16 protein-coding genes are annotated in these 16831 nt (G+C 73.0%); 5 read left to right on the plus strand and 11 right to left on the minus strand.

Annotated elements, in window-relative coordinates; translation table 11 throughout:
* Positions 1-39: 39 nt before the first annotated feature.
* The 4 genes from F4692_RS02600 to F4692_RS02615 form a co-directional block, all read right to left on the minus strand.
* Positions 40-1125 (minus strand): ABC transporter ATP-binding protein, encoded by a 1086-nt coding sequence (locus F4692_RS02600; protein WP_179618069.1) that lies wholly within the window; start codon positions 1123-1125, stop codon positions 40-42.
* A gap of 160 nt (positions 1126-1285) precedes the next feature.
* Positions 1286-1933 (minus strand): DUF1707 SHOCT-like domain-containing protein, encoded by a 648-nt coding sequence (locus F4692_RS02605; RefSeq protein ID WP_179618070.1) that lies wholly within the window; start codon positions 1931-1933, stop codon positions 1286-1288.
* Between the two features lie 47 nt (positions 1934-1980).
* Positions 1981-3690: a CapA family protein gene (locus tag F4692_RS02610; protein ID WP_179618071.1), complete on the minus strand. Its 1710-nt coding sequence runs from the start codon at positions 3688-3690 to the stop codon at positions 1981-1983.
* 46 nt (positions 3691-3736) lie between these two features.
* Complete coding sequence (locus F4692_RS02615) at positions 3737-4834, minus strand: flavin-containing monooxygenase (protein WP_308645126.1); 1098 nt, start codon at positions 4832-4834, stop codon at positions 3737-3739.
* Between the two features lie 70 nt (positions 4835-4904).
* On the opposite strand from F4692_RS02615, the gene F4692_RS02620 reads away from it, so the two are divergent.
* Complete coding sequence (locus tag F4692_RS02620) at positions 4905-5666, plus strand: isocitrate lyase/PEP mutase family protein (protein WP_179618072.1); 762 nt, start codon at positions 4905-4907, stop codon at positions 5664-5666.
* Positions 5667-5732: 66 nt separating this feature from the next.
* Positions 5733-6125, plus strand: a complete 393-nt coding sequence (locus tag F4692_RS02625) for a PLD nuclease N-terminal domain-containing protein (protein WP_179618073.1) — start codon at positions 5733-5735, stop codon at positions 6123-6125.
* A 7-nt stretch (positions 6126-6132) separates the two neighbouring features.
* On the opposite strand, the gene F4692_RS02630 is transcribed toward F4692_RS02625, so the two are convergent.
* The 4 genes from F4692_RS02630 to F4692_RS02645 all read right to left on the minus strand — a co-directional run bounded on the left by F4692_RS02630 (position 6133) and on the right by F4692_RS02645 (position 9936).
* Complete coding sequence (locus tag F4692_RS02630) at positions 6133-7185, minus strand: ABC transporter ATP-binding protein (RefSeq protein ID WP_179618074.1); 1053 nt, start codon at positions 7183-7185, stop codon at positions 6133-6135.
* Positions 7182-7970 (minus strand): ABC transporter permease, encoded by a 789-nt coding sequence (locus F4692_RS02635; RefSeq protein WP_179618075.1) that lies wholly within the window; start codon positions 7968-7970, stop codon positions 7182-7184. Before F4692_RS02635 ends, F4692_RS02630 begins: the two co-directional genes overlap by 4 nt.
* On the minus strand, positions 7967-8725 hold the full coding sequence (locus F4692_RS02640) for an ABC transporter permease (protein ID WP_218858129.1): 759 nt from the start codon (positions 8723-8725) through the stop codon (positions 7967-7969). The genes F4692_RS02635 and F4692_RS02640 overlap by 4 nt, the downstream gene beginning before the upstream one ends.
* A 122-nt stretch (positions 8726-8847) precedes the next feature.
* Positions 8848-9936 carry an ABC transporter substrate-binding protein gene (locus F4692_RS02645; protein ID WP_179618076.1) on the minus strand — a complete coding sequence of 363 codons (1089 nt, stop codon included), beginning with the start codon at positions 9934-9936 and terminating at the stop codon, positions 8848-8850.
* A gap of 243 nt (positions 9937-10179) precedes the next feature.
* Here F4692_RS02645 and F4692_RS02650 point away from each other — a divergent pair, with 243 nt between their 5' ends.
* The gene (locus F4692_RS02650; RefSeq protein WP_179618077.1) at positions 10180-11889 is read left to right on the plus strand and encodes a fumarate hydratase; all 1710 of its coding nucleotides are present in this window, start codon (positions 10180-10182) and stop codon (positions 11887-11889) included.
* A 12-nt stretch (positions 11890-11901) separates the two neighbouring features.
* On the opposite strand, the gene F4692_RS02655 is transcribed toward F4692_RS02650, so the two are convergent.
* On the minus strand, positions 11902-12771 hold the full coding sequence (locus tag F4692_RS02655; protein WP_179618078.1) for a MerR family transcriptional regulator: 870 nt from the start codon (positions 12769-12771) through the stop codon (positions 11902-11904).
* Between the two features lie 102 nt (positions 12772-12873).
* Here F4692_RS02655 and F4692_RS02660 point away from each other — a divergent pair, with 102 nt between their 5' ends.
* Positions 12874-13101, plus strand: coding sequence for a hypothetical protein (locus F4692_RS02660; RefSeq protein WP_179618079.1), 228 nt, complete (start codon positions 12874-12876; stop codon positions 13099-13101).
* A gap of 52 nt (positions 13102-13153) precedes the next feature.
* On the opposite strand, the gene F4692_RS02665 is transcribed toward F4692_RS02660, so the two are convergent.
* Positions 13154-14023: a MerR family transcriptional regulator gene (locus F4692_RS02665; RefSeq protein ID WP_179618080.1), complete on the minus strand. Its 870-nt coding sequence runs from the start codon at positions 14021-14023 to the stop codon at positions 13154-13156.
* A 179-nt stretch (positions 14024-14202) separates the two neighbouring features.
* Here F4692_RS02665 and F4692_RS02670 point away from each other — a divergent pair, with 179 nt between their 5' ends.
* A complete protein-coding gene (locus F4692_RS02670; RefSeq protein WP_179618081.1) occupies positions 14203-14895 on the plus strand; it encodes a spermidine synthase in 693 nt (230 codons plus the stop codon).
* Here F4692_RS02670 and F4692_RS02675 read toward each other — a convergent pair.
* Positions 14892-16790, minus strand: a complete 1899-nt coding sequence (locus tag F4692_RS02675) for a penicillin-binding transpeptidase domain-containing protein (RefSeq protein ID WP_179618082.1) — start codon at positions 16788-16790, stop codon at positions 14892-14894. The genes F4692_RS02670 and F4692_RS02675 overlap by 4 nt on opposite strands.
* Positions 16791-16831: the final 41 nt, after the last annotated feature.

The following is a 16831-nucleotide window of genomic DNA, read 5'->3' on the forward strand; positions in this document are numbered from 1 at the left end:
GGAGTGATCTCCGGGGGCCACGGTCGTGTCAGCGGCGACTCAGTCGGAGAGCCGCTCGCCCGACTCGGTGTCGAAGACGTGGACGTGCTGCGGGTCGGTCGTGACGTGCAGCGTCTCGCCCTTCTGCGGGTGCTGGCGTCCGGCGAGGCGGACGATCACGTTGGACGGGGTGCCCTCGACGTCGCAGGTGCCGTAGACGAAGCTGTCGGCGCCGAGCTCCTCGACCACCGTCACGGCGACGGGCAGGCCGCCGTCGCCGGCACCGACGAGGCGCCAGTTCTCCGGGCGTACGCCGACAGTGACGTGGCCCGACATCTTGCGCTCGGCCGCCGGGTCGACGGGGACGTTGTAGCCGCCCACCTTGACCGTGCCGTCCTCCGCGGCGACGCCCTCGAGGAGGTTCATCTGCGGGCTGCCGATGAAGCCGGCGACGAAGAGGTTGGCCGGCTTGTCGTAGAGCTTGAGCGGGGTGTCCACCTGCTGCAGGACGCCGAGCTTCATCACCGCGACGCGGTCGCCCATCGTCATCGCCTCGACCTGGTCGTGGGTGACGTAGACGGTGGTGACGCCGAGGTCCTGCTGGAGCCGCGCGATGTCGGTGCGGGTCTGCACGCGCATCTTGGCGTCGAGGTTGGACAGCGGCTCGTCCATGCAGAAGACCTGCGGTGCGCGCACGATCGCGCGCCCCATCGCGACGCGCTGCCGCTGGCCACCCGAGAGCGCCTTGGGCTTGCGCTGGAGGTACTCCGTCAGCCCGAGGATCTCCGCGGCCTTGGCGACGCGCTCCTTGCGCTCGGCCGCCGAGACCTTGGCCATCTTGAGGGAGAACGCCATGTTCTCCTCCACCGTCATGTGCGGGTAGAGCGCGTAGTTCTGGAAGACCATCGCGATGTCTCGGTCCTTGGGCGGGACCTGGGTCACGTCGCGGTCTCCGATGTAGATCCTGCCGTCGTTGACCTCCTCGAGCCCCGCGAGCATCCGCAGGGTCGTGGACTTGCCGCAGCCGGAGGGGCCGACGAGGACCATGAACTCGCCGTCCCGGATCTCCAGGTCGATGCCGGGCACGGCCGGCTCGTCGGCGCCGGGATACCACCGCTGCGCCTTCTCGAACGTCACTGATGCCATTGTTCTGCTCTCCTTCACCGGCAGGTACGTGCCGGACGATCCGTAGTGAAGTGACGCAGGTCACCGTAGGGGCGGGCGTGACGGACCGCAACGAGGACCACGCCCCGATGGACGGTGGGCCGACCCGACGGTGGCGGGTCAGCAGGAGGTCAGCAGGCGGTCAGTAGGTGCCGAGGTACTTCTTCGGGGTCCCCGGGGCGGGCAGCCGGCGCACCTGCACCGAGCCCATCAGCGCCAACCCGCGCACGCGGAGCGTCGGCGAGTCCGGACCGACCTCGGCCGGCACCTTGTCCTTGCCCTGGCCGTAGTCGCCCATGATCGGGGTGCCGTCGATGACGACGTGCATGTGGGCGGGGACGATGATCTGGACGTCGCCCATGATCGCGCTGGCGTTGATCTGGGTGTCGTGGCTGGTGAGGATCGCCTCGCGCAGGTCGAGGGTGACGCTGCCCATCAGCGAGAACGCGGAGTGGTGCTCCGGCACCTGCCACACCCCGCGGCGCTTGCAGTCGCCCATGATCGCGGTGGACGAGTTGTGCCCGACGGCCGGGACGCCGGCGGGCGTGCGCCGTACGGGTGCGGCGGCCGGCGGGGTCACCGGACCGGTGGCCTGGAGGTCCAGGGTGATCGGCACCAGCTCGCCGTAGGTCTTGGCCTGCCAGGTGAGCTCCAGCCGCTCCTCGAGCTCGTCGAGGTCCAGGCGGCCGTCCCCGGCGGCGTCGCGCAGCACGTCGGCGACGCGCTGACGGTCCGCGTCGGAGACGCGCATCTGCGACGGGTCGTGCGGGCGGTTCTCGATCTCCCCCATGCACCCCAGCCTAGCGAGGCGGTCGACCCGGCCGCCCGTGACGGACGTCAGGAGCCTGCGGGCGGGACCGGTGCGGCGAGGTGCTGGTAGTCCTTCGACGACACCCAGTCGCCGCCCCACTCCCACCCGATCCGCGCGAACGCGGACACCACCAGGTCGTCCTCGCGGACCACACCGGGTGCGACGGGTGCCGACCGCGCCCGGTCGACGGCCACAAAGCGCCGACCGGCCGGCGGGTCGACGCGGCCGGGGCGGACGTACGGGTTCTGCACCGGGTTGAGGTCGATCGCGGCGCCGTAGGCGTGGAGGGACCAGCTCTCCTGGCCGGCGACGCGGCGGCAGTTGAAGGCCGAGGAGTTGTTCGCCGCCATCGAGAGGTCGTCGTCGGCGCCGTAGTCGTCGACCAGCCGCATCCGTGCGATCGGCCAGCCGGCGGCGTAGAGCCGGCCGAACACCTCCGTCACGTCGCGCGCCCAGCGGCGGTGCACGACCAGCTCGCCGGAGCGGGCCCGGCCGTCGAGGTCGCGGTGCACCACCCGGACGTGGCGCAGGTCGTCGAGCGGGACGGGGCACCCGGGCCGGTGGCTGCGACGCATCCGCTGCGCGAGCGCCGCGTCGATGCGCGACACCGACGACGCGTACGCCGGGTCGTCCGCCTGCGCGCCGCCGCGCTCGCTCGCGAGGCCGGTGCACCGCTGCCGGGACCGGAAGTCCGCGACCGCCCGCGCCCGGTCCGGTCCCGTGACCGGCGCGGGGCGCCCGTCGACGCCGGAGATGCGGGCGGGTGTCCACTCCTTCGCGACCACGCCGGCCGCGTCGAGCGTGACGGTGAGGACCCCGGTGGTGGCCTGGCGGTCGTGGTACCAGGCGAGGTTGCCGAGGCCGTAGCCGACCAGCGTCTCCCCGGCCCAGCCGACGCCGCCGAGCACGTGCGAGTGGCTGCCCACCACGACGTCCGCGCCGGCGCCGGCGAGGTCGCGCGCGAGGAGGCGCTGCGACTGCGTGGGGCACGACTCGTACTCCTTGCCCCAGTGGAGATGGACGACCACCAGCCGGTCCAGCGCGGCCTGTGCCTCGACGGCGGCGAGCAGCGCTGTCGTGCTGCGGCCGCGCGCGGTGGCGATGCCGGGGTCGTCGGGCCCGGCCTCCCACACCCCGCTCGTGCCCTCGCGCTGGACGCCGTCGGCGGCGAGGAACGCGACCTCGAGGCCGCCGGCCTCGACGACGTGCGGCGCGTGGGCCTCGGTCGCGTCGCGGCCCGCGCCCACCGTCGCGACGCCACGGTCCGCCCCGGCCTCGAGCGTGTCGGCGAGACCGGCCCAGCCGTAGTCGCCGGCGTGGTTGTTGGCGACGCTGACCACGTCGACACCGGACTCGGCGAGCACGTCGAAGGCTCGGGGCGAGGTCCGGAAGTGGTAGCGGTCCTGCGGCCGCTCGAGCTCCTTGGGATCGCGCCGGGTGCGCGAGGTCACCGGCGTCTCGAGGTTGACCATTGCGACGTCCGCGGCGCGCAGGGTGCGGCTGATCGGCCCCAGCGTGGCTCCCGGGCGCAGCAGTCGCCGGAGGTTGCCCTCGAAGTGGACGTCGCCGCCCAGCGCGACCGTCACCCTGCCGGTCCGGGCGGGCTCGGTGGTCGCGGTGCTGACGGCCGACGGCCGGCCCGGGGCGGGGTCGTCGGTCGCAGGGGACGCGCTGCACCCGGAGGCGACGAGGGCGCACGACGCCACGACCACCGAGTGCCGGGCCCGTCGCGCCATGGCTCGATCATGCCTGCGCACCGGTAGCCCGACGGTGGGGACGGCCTCAGCCCGCGGCGTCCTCGCGCTCCCGGTCGACCTCGGCGGCGAGGTACCGGGTGACGGCCAGGGCGGCCTGCCGGCCCGCGCGCGCGGCACCCACGGTGCTGGCCGAGGGGCCGTATCCGACCAGCTGGACCCGCGGGTCGCGCACGGCCGTGGTGGCCCCCTGCACGTTGCCGCGCACCGGCACCAGCGGGATCCCGCCCTGAGGCGAGCGCAGGCCGAGCGGCGCGAGGTGCTCGACCGCCGGGCGGAAGCCGGTCGCCCAGAGGATCGCGTCGACCCGCTCGAAGCGGCCGTCGGCCCAGCGGACCCCGTCGCGCTCGATGCGCTCGAACATCGGGAGCCGTCGGTAGGCGCCCCGCCGGGCCGCCTCCTGCTCCTGCGAGCGCAGGGCGAGCCCGGTGACGCTGACGACGCTCGCCGGTGGGAGCCCGCGTCGTACGCGCTCCTCCACCAGCGTCACGGCGGCCAGCCCGGCCTCGCTGTCGAAGCCCTCCCGCCACACCGGCGGACGGCGGGTGACCCACACCGTCTCGGTCAGGGGCGCGATCTCGCCGAGGTGCTGGACCGCCGACGCCCCGCCGCCGACGACGAGCACCCGCCTCCCGCGGAAGTGGTCGGCACCCGGGAAGTGCGCGGTGTGCACCTGCTCCCCCGCGAACGCGCCGATGCCCGGGTAGTAGGGGACGAACGGCCGTGTCCACGTCCCCGTCGCGTTGACCAGGGTCCGGGTCCACCACCGACGCGCTCCCGCGTGCACGACGAGCAGGTCGCCCTCGCTGTCGACGCGCTCGACCCGCACCGGGCGGACCACGGGGAGCTCGTGGCGTCGCTCGAAGTCGGAGAAGTAGGCCGGGACGACGACGTTCGCGGGCTGCGCGGAGCGCTCCGGCGCGGTGGTCCCCGGCAGGTCGGCGACGCCGTGCACGTCGTGCATGCTGAGCGAGGACCACCGGTGCTGCCAGGCACCACCCGGCCGCGTGTCCGCGTCGAGCACGACGTGGTCCACGCCGCGGCCGCGCAGGAAGTACGACGCCGCCAGGCCGGCCTGACCGGCTCCGACCACGACCGCGTCCAGCACCGGCTCGAGGCTCTCCACGTGAGTGGAACGCGCCCGGATCGCGGTCTATGCCCTGTCGCCCCCGCGCGCGACGTGGCAGCCTCGGTGCATGGACACCGCCACCCTCGCCACCCGGCTGCTCGAGCTCCACCACACCGGCACCACGCTGGTCCTGCCCAACGTCTGGGACGCCTGGTCGGCCAAGGTCGTCGCCGGCGCCGGCTTCGACGCGCTGAGCATCGGGAGCCACCCGCTCGCGGACTCCCGCGGCCAGGGTGACAACGAGGACATGACGATCGACGACGCCCTCGACGGCGTGCGCCGCATCTGCTCGGCCGTGCCCGACGTCCCGGTCACCGCCGACATGGAGTCGGGCTACGGTGCCGCACCGGCCGAGCTCGTCGAGCGGCTGCTGGAGGCCGGGGCCGTCGGGCTCAACATCGAGGACACCGTGCACTCCGAGGGCGGACGGATGCGGTCGGCTGCGGAGCACGCCGACTACATCGGCGCCCTCCGGCAGGCCGCCGACGCCGCCGGGGTCGACCTGGTCGTCAACGCCCGCACGGACGTCTTCCTCAAGAAGGACCAGTTCGAGGACCCGCTCGGCGAGGCGGTCGCCCGGCTCCGCGCCTGCGAGGAGGCAGGCGCCCGGTGCGTCTACCCGGTCGGCGCCCCGGACGCCGCCACCCTCGAGGCGCTGCTCGAGGCGCTGTCGGGTCCGGTCAACGTGATCGCCAGCCCGCGCAACGGCTCGGCCGCGGGCTCCCTCGAGGACCTCCGCGCGATGGGCGTGCACCGGGTGACCTTCGGGCCCAAGCTGATGCAGGACCTGTCACCGGATCTCGAGTCGCTCGTGGCCTCCTGGCGGTAGCCTCGGCGCACGCCCGGGCACCGCGGCGTCCGCGGCCCCGGCTGGGCCCGACCGTCGGGGGTCCCCATGGTGCGGCTGCTGTTCTTCCTCGTCCCGCTGGTGCTGTCGATCTTCTGCGTGGTGCAGGCCATCAGCAGCCGTGACGACGAGATCCGCAACCTGTCCAAGGTGTGGTGGATCCTGCTGATCCTGTTCTTCCCGTTCGTCGGGTCGATCGCGTGGCTCGTCGCCGGACGTCCGGTGACGGCGCCGCGCCGCCTCGGCCCCCACGAGCGGAGCTCGAGCGCCTTCCCCGAGTACGACCGCCCGGGCCGCTTCGCCGCGGCCGACCCGGCAGCGGACGAGGAGTTCCTCCGCAAGGTGCGCGAACGCGCCGAGGAGCAGCGCCGCAAGGCACGTGAGGAGCAGCAGCGCCGGGCCGACGAGGCCGGGCCCGAGCCCGGTCAGTCGACCGCCTGAGCCGTCGTCAGTCCGCGACGACGAGCACCGGGGACGGCGCGACCTCCAGGCGTACGGCGTCGCCCGGGGTGAGCCGCACCGCGTCGGTGCTCGCCAGCTGCGCGACGACGTCGGTCCCGTCCGCCAGCTGGCAGGTCACCCGCGAGAGCGGGCCGAGGAACTGTACGGTGGTCACGGTCGCACCGCCGGACGGGTCGGCCACGACCGAGATCGCCTCGGGCCGGACCAGCGCGGAGCCGGACCCGGTGGCCGAGCCGTCGAGCGCGGGCACCTCCTGGCCCAGCACGGACGCGACACCGGCGGTGACCGTGGCCGGCAGCCGGTTGCTGAGACCCACGAACTCGCCGACGAACTTCGTGGCCGGGGCCGAGTAGAGCTCGGCCGGCGGGGCCAGCTGCTCCAGACGCCCGGCGTTCATCACGCCGACCCGGTCCGCGACGGCGAGCGCCTCCTCCTGGTCGTGGGTGACGAAGAGCGTGGTCGTGCCCACCTCGAGCTGCACCCGCCGGATCTCGTCGCGCAGCTGGACGCGCACCTTGGCGTCGAGGGCCGAGAGCGGCTCGTCGAGCAGGAGGACCGACGGCTCGACCGCGAGGGCACGCGCCAGGGCGACACGCTGCTGCTGGCCGCCGGAGAGCTGGTGGGCGTAGCGGTCGGCGTGCTGGCCGAGGCCCACCAGGTCGAGCATGTCGCCGGCCCGCTTGCGGCGCGAGGCGCCGTCGCGGCCCCGCAGCTTGAGGCCGAACGCGACGTTGTCGATGACCGTCATGTGGGGGAAGAGGCTGTAGGCCTGGAAGACCATCCCCATGTCGCGCTTGTTGGCCGGCACCCGGGTCAGGTCCCTGCCGCCCACCGACACCGTGCCGGAGGTGGGCTGGTCGAGGCCCGCCAGGATGCGCAGGGCCGTCGTCTTGCCGCACCCGGACGGACCGAGCAGGCAGACCAGCTCACCGGGCTCGAGGTGCAGCGTGAGCCCGTCGAGGGCACGCACCGCACCGTAGACACGGGTCAGGTCGGACAGCTCGACGGCGAGACCGCGCTCGGTCGCGAGGTCGGTCATGAGGAGGCTCCTTGCTTGTGCCGGTCACGGCTGAGGAAGGTGAGTCCCACGAGCAGCAGCGAGACGAACACCATCGAGGCGAGCGCCGCGGCCATGGCCGCCGGCGAGTTGGACTTGTTGAGCGCGGCCATCGCCACGGGCAGCGTGTCGAAGATCAGGAGGGATGCGAAGACGTACTCCCCCATCACCAGCGCGACCGAGATGAACGCGGCGCCGAGGACGCCGGAGGTGATGTTGGGCAGCACGATCCGCACGATGACGGTGAACCAGCCGGCACCGAGCGAGCGGGCCGCCTCGGCGAGCGTCGTCACGTCGATCGCCGCCAGGGCCGCGTCGATGGCGCGGTAGGAGTACGGCAGCACCAGGACGACGTAGGCGAAGGTCAGCACCAGGGGCGAGTCGCCCAGCAGGTAGGTCACCCACGAGTAGACGTTGGCGATGCCGACCACGATCACCAGTGCCGGGATCGTGAGGGGCAGCAGGCACAGGAACTCGATGAGCTTGCGCGCCCGCGGCACCCGCAGCCGTACCCACACCATCGTCGGCACCAGCAGCACCACCATCAGCACGACGGTGAAGAGCGCCAGCAGCAGCGAGGCGATGATCGAGGAGCGGAGGTCCTCGTCGGTGACCATGAAGGCCCAGTTGTCCCAGGTGCGGCCCTCCGCGCTGCCGCGCGCCTGCGTGGAGAAGTCGAACATCGCCAGCAGCGGCAGGAAGAAGTAGACCGCGAAGGCGAGCAGGCCGACGGCGCGCCCGACCTTGAAGCCGGTGGACTGCCTCATCGCATCCACCTCGACGTCCGCTTGAGGAGCATGTTGTAGGCGAGCATCACCAGCGTCACCACGACGATCATCTCCAGCGCGAGCGCGAAGCCGACGTTGGCCTGGCCCAGCAGCACCTCGCTCGTGATCGCCTGACGGATCAGCAGCGGGACGATCGGCTGGCCCTGGCTGACGAGGACCGCCGCGGTGGCGTACGCCGCGAACGCGTTGGCGAACAGCAGCAGCGTCGCGCCGAGGAAGGCCGGGGTGAGCAGCGGGATGGCGACGTGGCGCCAGTAGTCCCACGTCGACGCGCCGAGGTTGGTGGCGGCCTCGCGCCACTGCGGTCGCAGGCCCTCGAAGGCGGGCGCGAACACGATGACCATCAGCGGGATCTGGAAGTAGCAGTAGACGACGACCAGACCGGGGATGTCGAAGAGCCAGGGGCCGTAGAGGTCGGCGCCGAGCAGGTCCGAGAGCGCCTTGGTGAGGATGCCCACCGGGCCGATGGTGGCGATCCACGCGAACGCCAGCACCACGCCGCCGAACTGGGCGAGCACCCCCGAGATCGCGAGGGTCGTGCGACGCAGCAGGCTCGAGGTCGGCAACGAGACCACGAGGTAGGCGAGCAGCGCCCCGAGCAGGGCACCGATGACGGCCGTGGTCGCGGAGAGGACGAGCGAGCCCTTCAGCGCCGTGAGCGCGGCCTCGCTGGTCAGCGCGTCGAGGTTGCCGAACGTCAGCCCTCCGGCCTCGTCCTGGAACGCGCCCACCACGACGGTGAGGGTCGGGACGAGGAGGAAGACGAAGACGTAGAGGAGGAACGGGAGGAGGGCGAGGGACGGGCCGACGGTGAACCGTCGGCCCGTGCCCGCGCTCGTGTCCGTGGCGGTCGTGCTCAGCGGACGGCCTTGGACCAGTTGGCCGCGAGGTACTCCCCGGCCGTGGTGGTCTGCTCGTCGGTCGGGATCACGGGGTCACCGGTGACCTCGGGAAGGGCGTCCCACAGCTCGGCGTCGATGGTGCCGGCCTCGGCCATCGCGTCGCCGCGCACCGGGCGCGCGCCGCCCTTGAGCCAGAGGTTCTGTCCCTCGTCGCTGTAGAGGAACTCCTGCCACAACCGCGCCGCCGCCGGGTGCGGGGCGTCGGCGTTGATCGCCTGGAAGTAGTAGCCCGCGACCACGGCCTCCTCCGGCACGACCGTCTTCCACGTGTCGACGTTGGCTGCGGCGGCCGCGCCCAGGTAGTCCCAGTCGATGACGACGGGCGTGGTGCCCTGCTCGATGGTGCTGCTGTCCGGGTCGACGGTGATGAAGTTGCCGGCGGCCTTGAGGTCGGCGAAGAAGTCCACGCCGGGGGCGATGTCGTCGGCCGACCCGCCGTTGGCGATGGCCGCCATCATCACGCCGCTGAACGCGGCGCCGGCCTGGGTCGGGTCGCCGTTGAGGGCGACCTTGCCCTTGAAGTCGGGACCCATCAGGTCCTTCACCGACGTCACGTCCGGCACGACGGCGGAGTCGTAGCCGATCGACATGTAGCCGCCGTAGTCGTTGACCCAGGCACCGTCCGGGTCCTTGAACTCGTCGGGGATGTCGTCCCAGGTCTCGACCTGGTACTCGGCGAACATGTCGGTGTTGGCCAGCGCCACGGACTGGCCGAGGTCGAAGACGTCCGGGGCGCGCTCTGTGCCCTTGAGGTCGTTGGCGGCGTTGATCTCGTCCTGCGACGCGGCGTCGGGCTGGGCCGAGTTCACCGTGATGTCGTACTTCTCCTCGAACGTCTCGATGATCTCGCCGTAGTTGGCCCAGTCCGGCGGGAGCGCGATGACGTTGAGCTCACCCTCGTCCTGCGCGGCTGCGACCAGGTCGTCCATGCTGCCGAAGTCCTCGGCCGACGTCGCCGCGGCGGCGTCGACACCGCTCTCGGTCGTGGTGTCGTTCTCCTTCTCGGGAGCCGCGCAGCCGGCGGCTGCGGCCAGGGTCGCCATCACGGCGAGGGAAACGAGTGTGGTGCGGGTGTTCACTGAGCCTCCAGGTGGTCGCCGGCCGACAGCCGGTGGGGGTGTGCCGCGCGGAGCCTCATGGGTCCCGACGGTTGGGAGGCTACCGCCGAGTGGCGGGTCTGGGTACGGGCGATGAACGTCGGGTACGCCATCGTGATGAGGTGTTGCGCCTGACGCGTCCCCGGGCCGTGGATCCGGCCCGGTGCCGGCGGCGTACGCTCAGCACTCGTGAGCGCAGCAGAGTTCCACTACTCCGACCTCCTCCCGACGTCCGGCTCCAACGGTGCGGACGAGACGCCGTACAGACTGGTCACGACCGACGGCGTGTCGACCGTCGAGGTGGGCGGCCGGACGTTCCTGCAGGTCGAGCCGGAGGCCATCCGCCGGCTCACCGAGGAGGCGATGCACGACATCAGCCACTACCTGCGGCCCGGCCACCTCTCCCAGCTGCGCCGGATCATCGACGACCCCGAGGCGTCGGGCAACGACCGCTTCGTGGCGCTCGACCTGCTCAAGAACGTCAACATCTCCGCCGGCGGCGTGCTGCCGATGTGCCAGGACACCGGCACCGCGATCGTGATGGGCAAGAAGTCCGAGGGCGTCCTCACCGGCTCCGACGACGGCGAGGCGATCAGCAGGGGCGTCTACGACGCCTACACCCGCCTCAACCTGCGCTACTCCCAGCTCGCTCCCCTGACGACGTTCGAGGAGAAGAACACCGGCACCAACCTGCCGGCGCAGATCGAGCTCTACTCCACGCCCGCCACGGACGTGCCGGAGTACAAGTTCCTCTTCATGGCCAAGGGCGGCGGCTCGGCCAACAAGTCGTTCCTCTTCCAGGAGACCAAGGCCGTCCTCAACCCGACGCGGCTGATGGAGTTCCTCGACGAGAAGATCCGCTCGCTCGGCACCGCGGCCTGCCCGCCGTACCACCTCGCCGTCGTCATCGGCGGTACCAGCGCGGAGTTCGCGCTCAAGACCGCCAAGTACGCCTCCGCGCACTACCTCGACGACCTGCCGACCGAGGGCTCCATGGCCGCCCACGGCATCCGCGACGTCGAGCTCGAGGAGAAGGTGTTCGAGCTGACCCAGTCCTTCGGGATCGGCGCGCAGTTCGGCGGGAAGTACTTCTGCCACGACGTCCGAGTGGTCCGGCTGCCCCGCCACGGCGCCTCCTGCCCCGTCGCCATCGCCGTCTCCTGCTCGGCCGACCGCCAGGCGCTCGGCAAGATCACGCCGGACGGTGTCTTCCTCGAGCAGCTCGAGACCGACCCCGCCCAGTACATGCCCGACGCCGGGATGGCCCACGACATCGAGGGCGGCGCGGTGGTCCCGATCGACCTCAACCAGCCGATGCCCGACATCCTCGCCGAGCTCTCGAAGCACCCGGTCAAGACGCGGCTCTCCCTCACCGGACCGCTGGTGGTGGCACGCGACATCGCGCACGCCAAGATCAAGGAGCGGCTCGACGCGGGCGAGGAGATGCCCGCCTACCTCAAGGACCACCCCGTCTACTACGCCGGCCCGGCCAAGACGCCTGAGGGCATGCCGTCCGGGTCCTTCGGCCCCACCACGGCCGGCCGGATGGACTCCTACGTCGAGCAGTTCCAGGCCGCGGGCGGCTCGATGGTCATGCTCGCCAAGGGCAACCGGTCGAAGCAGGTGACCCAGGCGTGCGGCACCCACGGCGGCTTCTACCTCGGCTCGATCGGCGGACCCGCCGCGCGCCTCGCGCAGGACTGCATCCGCTCGGTCGAGGTCGTGGAGTACGAGGAGCTCGGCATGGAGGCCGTCTGGAAGATCGAGGTCGAGGACTTCCCCGCCTTCATCGTCGTCGACGACAAGGGCAACGACTTCTTCACCGACCCCTCGGGGGCGGTGACCGTCCCGCTGAGCTCGTTGACGGGAGCCGGCATCCGGGTGCGCTCCGCGGAGTAGGACTCCGCGGGCTCAGCCGCCGTCGCCGAGGCGCGCGGCGAGCTCCGCCGCCGCCTCGCCGATGCGGTGACCCAGGGGCTCGGCACCGTCGACGCGGTGCTGCTGCGCGCCCCCGAGGAAGACCGGGGCATGGGGGGCGATCGCCTGGGCGGCCTCCCGGACCGCCGGCAGGTCCTCGACGGTCGGCGCGCTGAGCACGACGGCCGCCGGCTGCAGCGTCCGGGCGGTGTCGACCCACGCCTCGACCGGCAGGTCCGCACCGAGGTAGGCGACGTCCATCCCGCGGCTGCGCATGACCAGCGCGAAGGCGAGCACCCCCAGCTCGTGGCGCGAGCCGCGCACGAGGCCGACCATCACCCGGGGCGCCCCCGCCGGTGCGTGCGGCAGCTGCTGGAAGGCGTGCGAGATGCGGCGCACCACGGCGGCGCTGACGAAGTGCTCGCCCGCGACGCTCACCGCGCCCCGCTGCCAGGCCTCGCCCAGCCTGACGAGCGAGGGGAGCAGCCACTCGTCGACGGTCGTGGCCAGGTCGGCCTCCGCGAAGGCCTTGTCGAGCAGGTCCTCGACGCGGACCACGTCGAAGTCCTCCCCCGCTGCGGCGAGCTCGTCGAGCTCCTCGTGCGGGGAACCGCCGGGGGCCTCGAGGCCGGCGACGGTCGCGGTGGCCGGCTCGTCGAGGACGTGCCGAGCCGCGTCGCGCGGCGACCACCCGGAGTCGACCAGGTCACGCATCGCGGCGAGCCGGCGGACGGCCTCGTCGTCGTAGAGGCGGTAGTTGCCCTCGCTCCTCGTCGGCTGGACCACGCCGTAGCGCTGCTCCCACTTGCGGAGGGTCTCGCGAGGGACTCCGGTGAGCTCTGCGGTGCGTCCGGCGGTGTACACGTCCGCAAGGGTACCCAAGAGTGGACAAAGTGTGTACACCCTCGCTAGCGTCCGTTTTCCACCAACGGTGGACAAACTGTGGACAAGCCCAAGGAGGGCACGATGACGCTCATCGACGAGGACGCCGACGCGGTCGAGGCACGCCTCAACCGTCGGCTCCGGGTGGCCGGCATCGTCGCCATCCTGGCTGCGGCCTGCGGGTCCGTCACCGCCGCCGCGGGCACGACGTCCGCCCCCGTGACCGACCAGGACTGCTCGATGGTCCTCGCGACGGGGGGCGGGTTCAGCGCCGGCTGCGACGACGAGGCCGCGCCGACCTCGGCCCGCTGAGCCCCACCGCACGCGTACGAGGTCGTGACGCGCGGCGGGGCGCGATGAGCAGCTAGCTGACGGCGCCGAGCTCGCGGGCGAGCGCGGAGGCGGCGGAGCCGGCGAGGTGGCCGAGGTGGTGCGCTCCCCCGACCTCGGCCTGGAAGGCTCCGCCGACCAGCACCCTGGTCATCGGCGCCATGGCCTCGACGACCTCCCGGGTCGCAGGCAGGTCCTCGAGCGTCGGCGCGGCGAGCACGGCCGCGTCGGGGGCGATCAGCCGGACGGCGCCGACCCAGGCCTCGAGGGGGAGGTCGCCACCGAGGTAGGTCACGGCCACGCCCCGCGCGCGCAGCACCATCGCGAACGCCAGCACGCCGAGCTCGTGACGCGCGCCGCGCGGCAGCCCCACGACCACGCGCGGCCCGCCGCTGGGCGCTGGGTGCAGGGACTGGAACACCTGGGCGAGACGTCGGTGCACCGCCGCGGTCACGAAGTGCTCGCCGGCCACCGAGACGTGCCCGCGCTGCCAGGCACGGCCGAGGTGGACCATCGACGGGAGCAGCCAGTCGTCGACCACGGACGCGAGGTCGGGGCTCGCGAAGCCGTCGACGAGCAGCCGCTCCAGCCGGGGCACGTCGAAGTCCTGCGCGCACGCGACGAGGGTGTCGAAGTGCGCCTCGTAGGCCGGCTCCTCGGGACGCTCGACCTGCGCCTCGGCGGCTGCCACGTCGTCAACGACGTGGCGCGCGGCCTCCTGCGCGGTCCACCCGGCGTCGACCAGGCTGCGCATCACGCTGAGCCGCCGGACCGCCTCGTCGTCGTAGAGCCGGTAGTTGCCGGGCGAGCGCTGCGGGACCACGACCCCGTAGCGCTGCTCCCACTTGCGGAGGGTCCCGGAGGGCACGCCGGTGAGCTCCGAGGCCCTGCCGACGGTGTACACCCGTTCAACGTAAACGGCCGAGGGCCGTCAGGGCAGCCTTTTCACGCACCGGGTTCTCCGCGGCGACCTTCGACAGACCCTCCCCAGGCCCTCCCAGACCCTCGCCCGGACCGGGCCTCCCACGCCGGCCGGTCCCACCATCCGCCCGTGTCAGGCGGGACCGGAAGCCCCTTGGCAGGATGGTCCGCGTGGAACACGTCGAGCTGGCCCGGGCCGAGACCGAGCGCGGCGACGTCGTGCTGCGCCGACGCAGCTCCGACACCGCGGCCGACGTGCTCGAGCTGCGGGTCAACGGCGTCTTCGTGATGGACACCCTGGAGACGACCAGCGAGATCGAGCTCGCCGCCCAGGCGCTCGACCTGGTCGAGCGGCCCGCGTCGGTGCTCATCGGCGGCCTGGGCCTGGGCTACACCCTGCAACGGGTCCTCGCCGACCCCCGGGTCGAGCGAGCGGTGGTCGTCGAGATCGAGGAGCCGCTGGTCCAGTGGATGCGCGACGGCACCGTCCCCCACGGTCCCGCCCTCCTCGCCGACACCCGCGCGTCGGTCGTCAACGCCGACATCTCGATGGCCATCGCGGAGGCCCGCTCGACGTACGACCTGGTGCTGCTCGACGTCGACAACGGGCCCGGCTACCTCGTCCACGCGGGCAACGAGACGGTCTACGAGCAGCCGTTCCTCGCGCAGTGCCGCGACCTGCTGGCGCCGGGCGGGGTGCTGGTCGTGTGGTCCGCCAACGCCGCCCCCGGGCTGCTGGGCGCGATGCGGTCGGTGTTCGGCGAGGCCGAGGAGCAGGCGCACGACGTGCTGCTGCAGGACCGCCCGGAGCAGTACTACCTCTACCTCGCGCGCCGTCCGGTCACGCAGGTCTAGCCTGCCGCTCGCAGGAACGCCTCCAGGACCGGACCGGCGGTCTGCGAGCCCGACACGCCCGTCGCGACGAACACGGCGACCGCGAGGTCCCCGCGGGTGGCGATCATCCAGGCGTGCGTCGGCAGCGCACCGGATGCGTCGGGCTCGCCGTACTCCGCGGTGCCGGTCTTGGCACCGATCTCTCCCTCCACGTCCTGGAGGAAGCGCCCGGACCCGGTGGTGACGACGGCGCGCATCAGCCCCCGCAGGGTGCCGGCCTCCGCGCCGGTCAGAGGTCGCTCGGGCGGCACCTGGTCGACCTGGTGCTCGGGGAGCAGGACCGGGAGCACGGCGCGGCCGGCCCGGACGGACGCCGCGACGGTGGCCATCGAGAACGGGCTGGCGAGCACGGTGCCCTGGCCGATCATGTCCGCCGCGGCGCCGGTCTCGGTCTCCGGCGGGGGCACCTGCCCGAAGTAGACCGGGAAGCCCAGGTCGTGGTCGGTGCCGAGCCCCAGCGCCTGTGCGGCGGCGGCCAGGTCCCCGGGGCCCAGCCGGTCCACGTTGCCGATGAGCGCGGTGTTGCACGACTGCGCGATCGCCTGGGTGAAGGTGATGTCGCCGACGGCCGAGGCCGGGTAGTCGTCGTAGTTGGTGAACGAGCGGCCGTCCACGACGGTCGTCGCGGGGCAGGACACCACGTCGTCGGCACGCAGCCCGCTGCGCAGCAGGGCCAGCGACGAGACGACCTTGAACGTCGAGCCGGGCGCGTACTGCCCCATCGAGGCGAGGTCCGAGCCGGCCGCGCCGGAGCCGTTGGCGGTGGCGAGGACCGCGCCGTCGGACGGCCGGATCGCGACCAGCGCGGCCGCCGGGGCGCCGTCGCCGAGGGTGGCCAGCGCCGTCTCGGCCTCCTGCTGGAGGGCCGGGTCGAGGGTCGTGACCAGGTCGGCGCCGTCGGTCGCGGGCGCCTCGAAGAGGGTGCGCAGCCGGTCGCCCGCGTCCCGCGCGACGACGGCCGCGCCGGGCGTACCGGTGAGCTGCTCGTCGTAGCGCGCCTGGAGCCCCGACAGGCCGACCTCGTCGCCGGCGGCGATGCGACCGCCCGACTCCTCGACGACCTCGGCGGTGGCCGGACCGACGCGGCCCAGCAGGGCGGCGGCGAACTCGCGGGTCGGCGCCAGCGGCAGGGTGTCGCGTACGGCGAGCGCGCCGCGGACGTCGCGGAAGGCCGGGAGGACGTCGAGGGCCTCGTCCTCGCGCAGCACGATCGCCTCGACGAAGGCGTCGGGCCCCATCGCCTCCGCCCGCTGGACGTACGAGGCCACGTCGACGTCCAGCGCACGCGCGATCCGCCGCGCGCTGCGGGCCACCTGCCCGCCCTCGACCTTGGTCTTGTCGAGTCCGTAGCGCAGCACCGGGCGCTCGGTGACGAGGACGGCGCCATCGGCCCCGGTGATGTCGCCCCGCACGGGAGCGACGGTGCGCAGCCCGAGCGTGTCGCCGTCGGCGAGGTCGGGGGCGAGGTCGTCGGGCCTCCACCCGACCGCCCACGTCCCCCCGTCCGTGCCCTGCGTGAGGCCGACCGTCGTCTCGTACTCCCAGGCTGCCCCGTCGGCGACCTCCCACCGCCAGCCGAGGGTGGCGTCCGCGCGCCCCTCCTCCTCGACCTCCACCACGTCGAGGACCTCGACGGACACGCGGACCTCGTCGAGCGGGCCGACGAGGTCGGCGAACGCCTCGCGCGCCGCCTCGTCCACCAGCGGCACGTCGCCGAGCGAGTGGGCGGACAGCGCGGCGGCCAGGTCGTCCGCCGTGTCGGCCGCCCGCGGTCCGTCGTCGCCGCCGAGCACCGAGCAGCCGGAACCGAGGAGGACGGTCAGCGCGCAGCCGACCCCGAGACGCAGTGGACGCATCGGGTGATGGTCCCAGCCGCGGGGCCCGGTCCGGTCGTCGC

Source organism: Nocardioides cavernae (assembly GCF_013410035.1).
In the GTDB taxonomy this organism is placed as follows: Bacteria; Actinomycetota; Actinomycetes; order Propionibacteriales; family Nocardioidaceae; genus Nocardioides; species Nocardioides cavernae_A.

Excerpts from the sequence above, each read along its gene's own strand:
- F4692_RS02675 (WP_179618082.1), bottom strand. The coding sequence starts at position 16,790 with ATGCGTCCACTGCGTCTCGGGGTCGGCTGCGCGCTGACCGTCCTCCTC.
- F4692_RS02660 (WP_179618079.1), top strand. The coding sequence starts at position 12,874 with ATGACGCTCATCGACGAGGACGCCGACGCGGTCGAGGCACGCCTCAAC.
- F4692_RS02625 (WP_179618073.1), top strand. The coding sequence starts at position 5,733 with ATGGTGCGGCTGCTGTTCTTCCTCGTCCCGCTGGTGCTGTCGATCTTC.
- F4692_RS02670 (WP_179618081.1), top strand. The coding sequence starts at position 14,203 with ATGGTCCGCGTGGAACACGTCGAGCTGGCCCGGGCCGAGACCGAGCGC.
- F4692_RS02600 (WP_179618069.1), bottom strand. The coding sequence starts at position 1,125 with ATGGCATCAGTGACGTTCGAGAAGGCGCAGCGGTGGTATCCCGGCGCC.
- F4692_RS02635 (WP_179618075.1), bottom strand. The coding sequence starts at position 7,970 with ATGAGGCAGTCCACCGGCTTCAAGGTCGGGCGCGCCGTCGGCCTGCTC.
- F4692_RS02610 (WP_179618071.1), bottom strand. The coding sequence starts at position 3,690 with ATGGCGCGACGGGCCCGGCACTCGGTGGTCGTGGCGTCGTGCGCCCTC.
- F4692_RS02605 (WP_179618070.1), bottom strand. The coding sequence starts at position 1,933 with ATGGGGGAGATCGAGAACCGCCCGCACGACCCGTCGCAGATGCGCGTC.
- F4692_RS02645 (WP_179618076.1), bottom strand. The coding sequence starts at position 9,936 with ATGGCGACCCTGGCCGCAGCCGCCGGCTGCGCGGCTCCCGAGAAGGAG.
- F4692_RS02630 (WP_179618074.1), bottom strand. The coding sequence starts at position 7,185 with ATGACCGACCTCGCGACCGAGCGCGGTCTCGCCGTCGAGCTGTCCGAC.
- F4692_RS02620 (WP_179618072.1), top strand. The coding sequence starts at position 4,905 with ATGGACACCGCCACCCTCGCCACCCGGCTGCTCGAGCTCCACCACACC.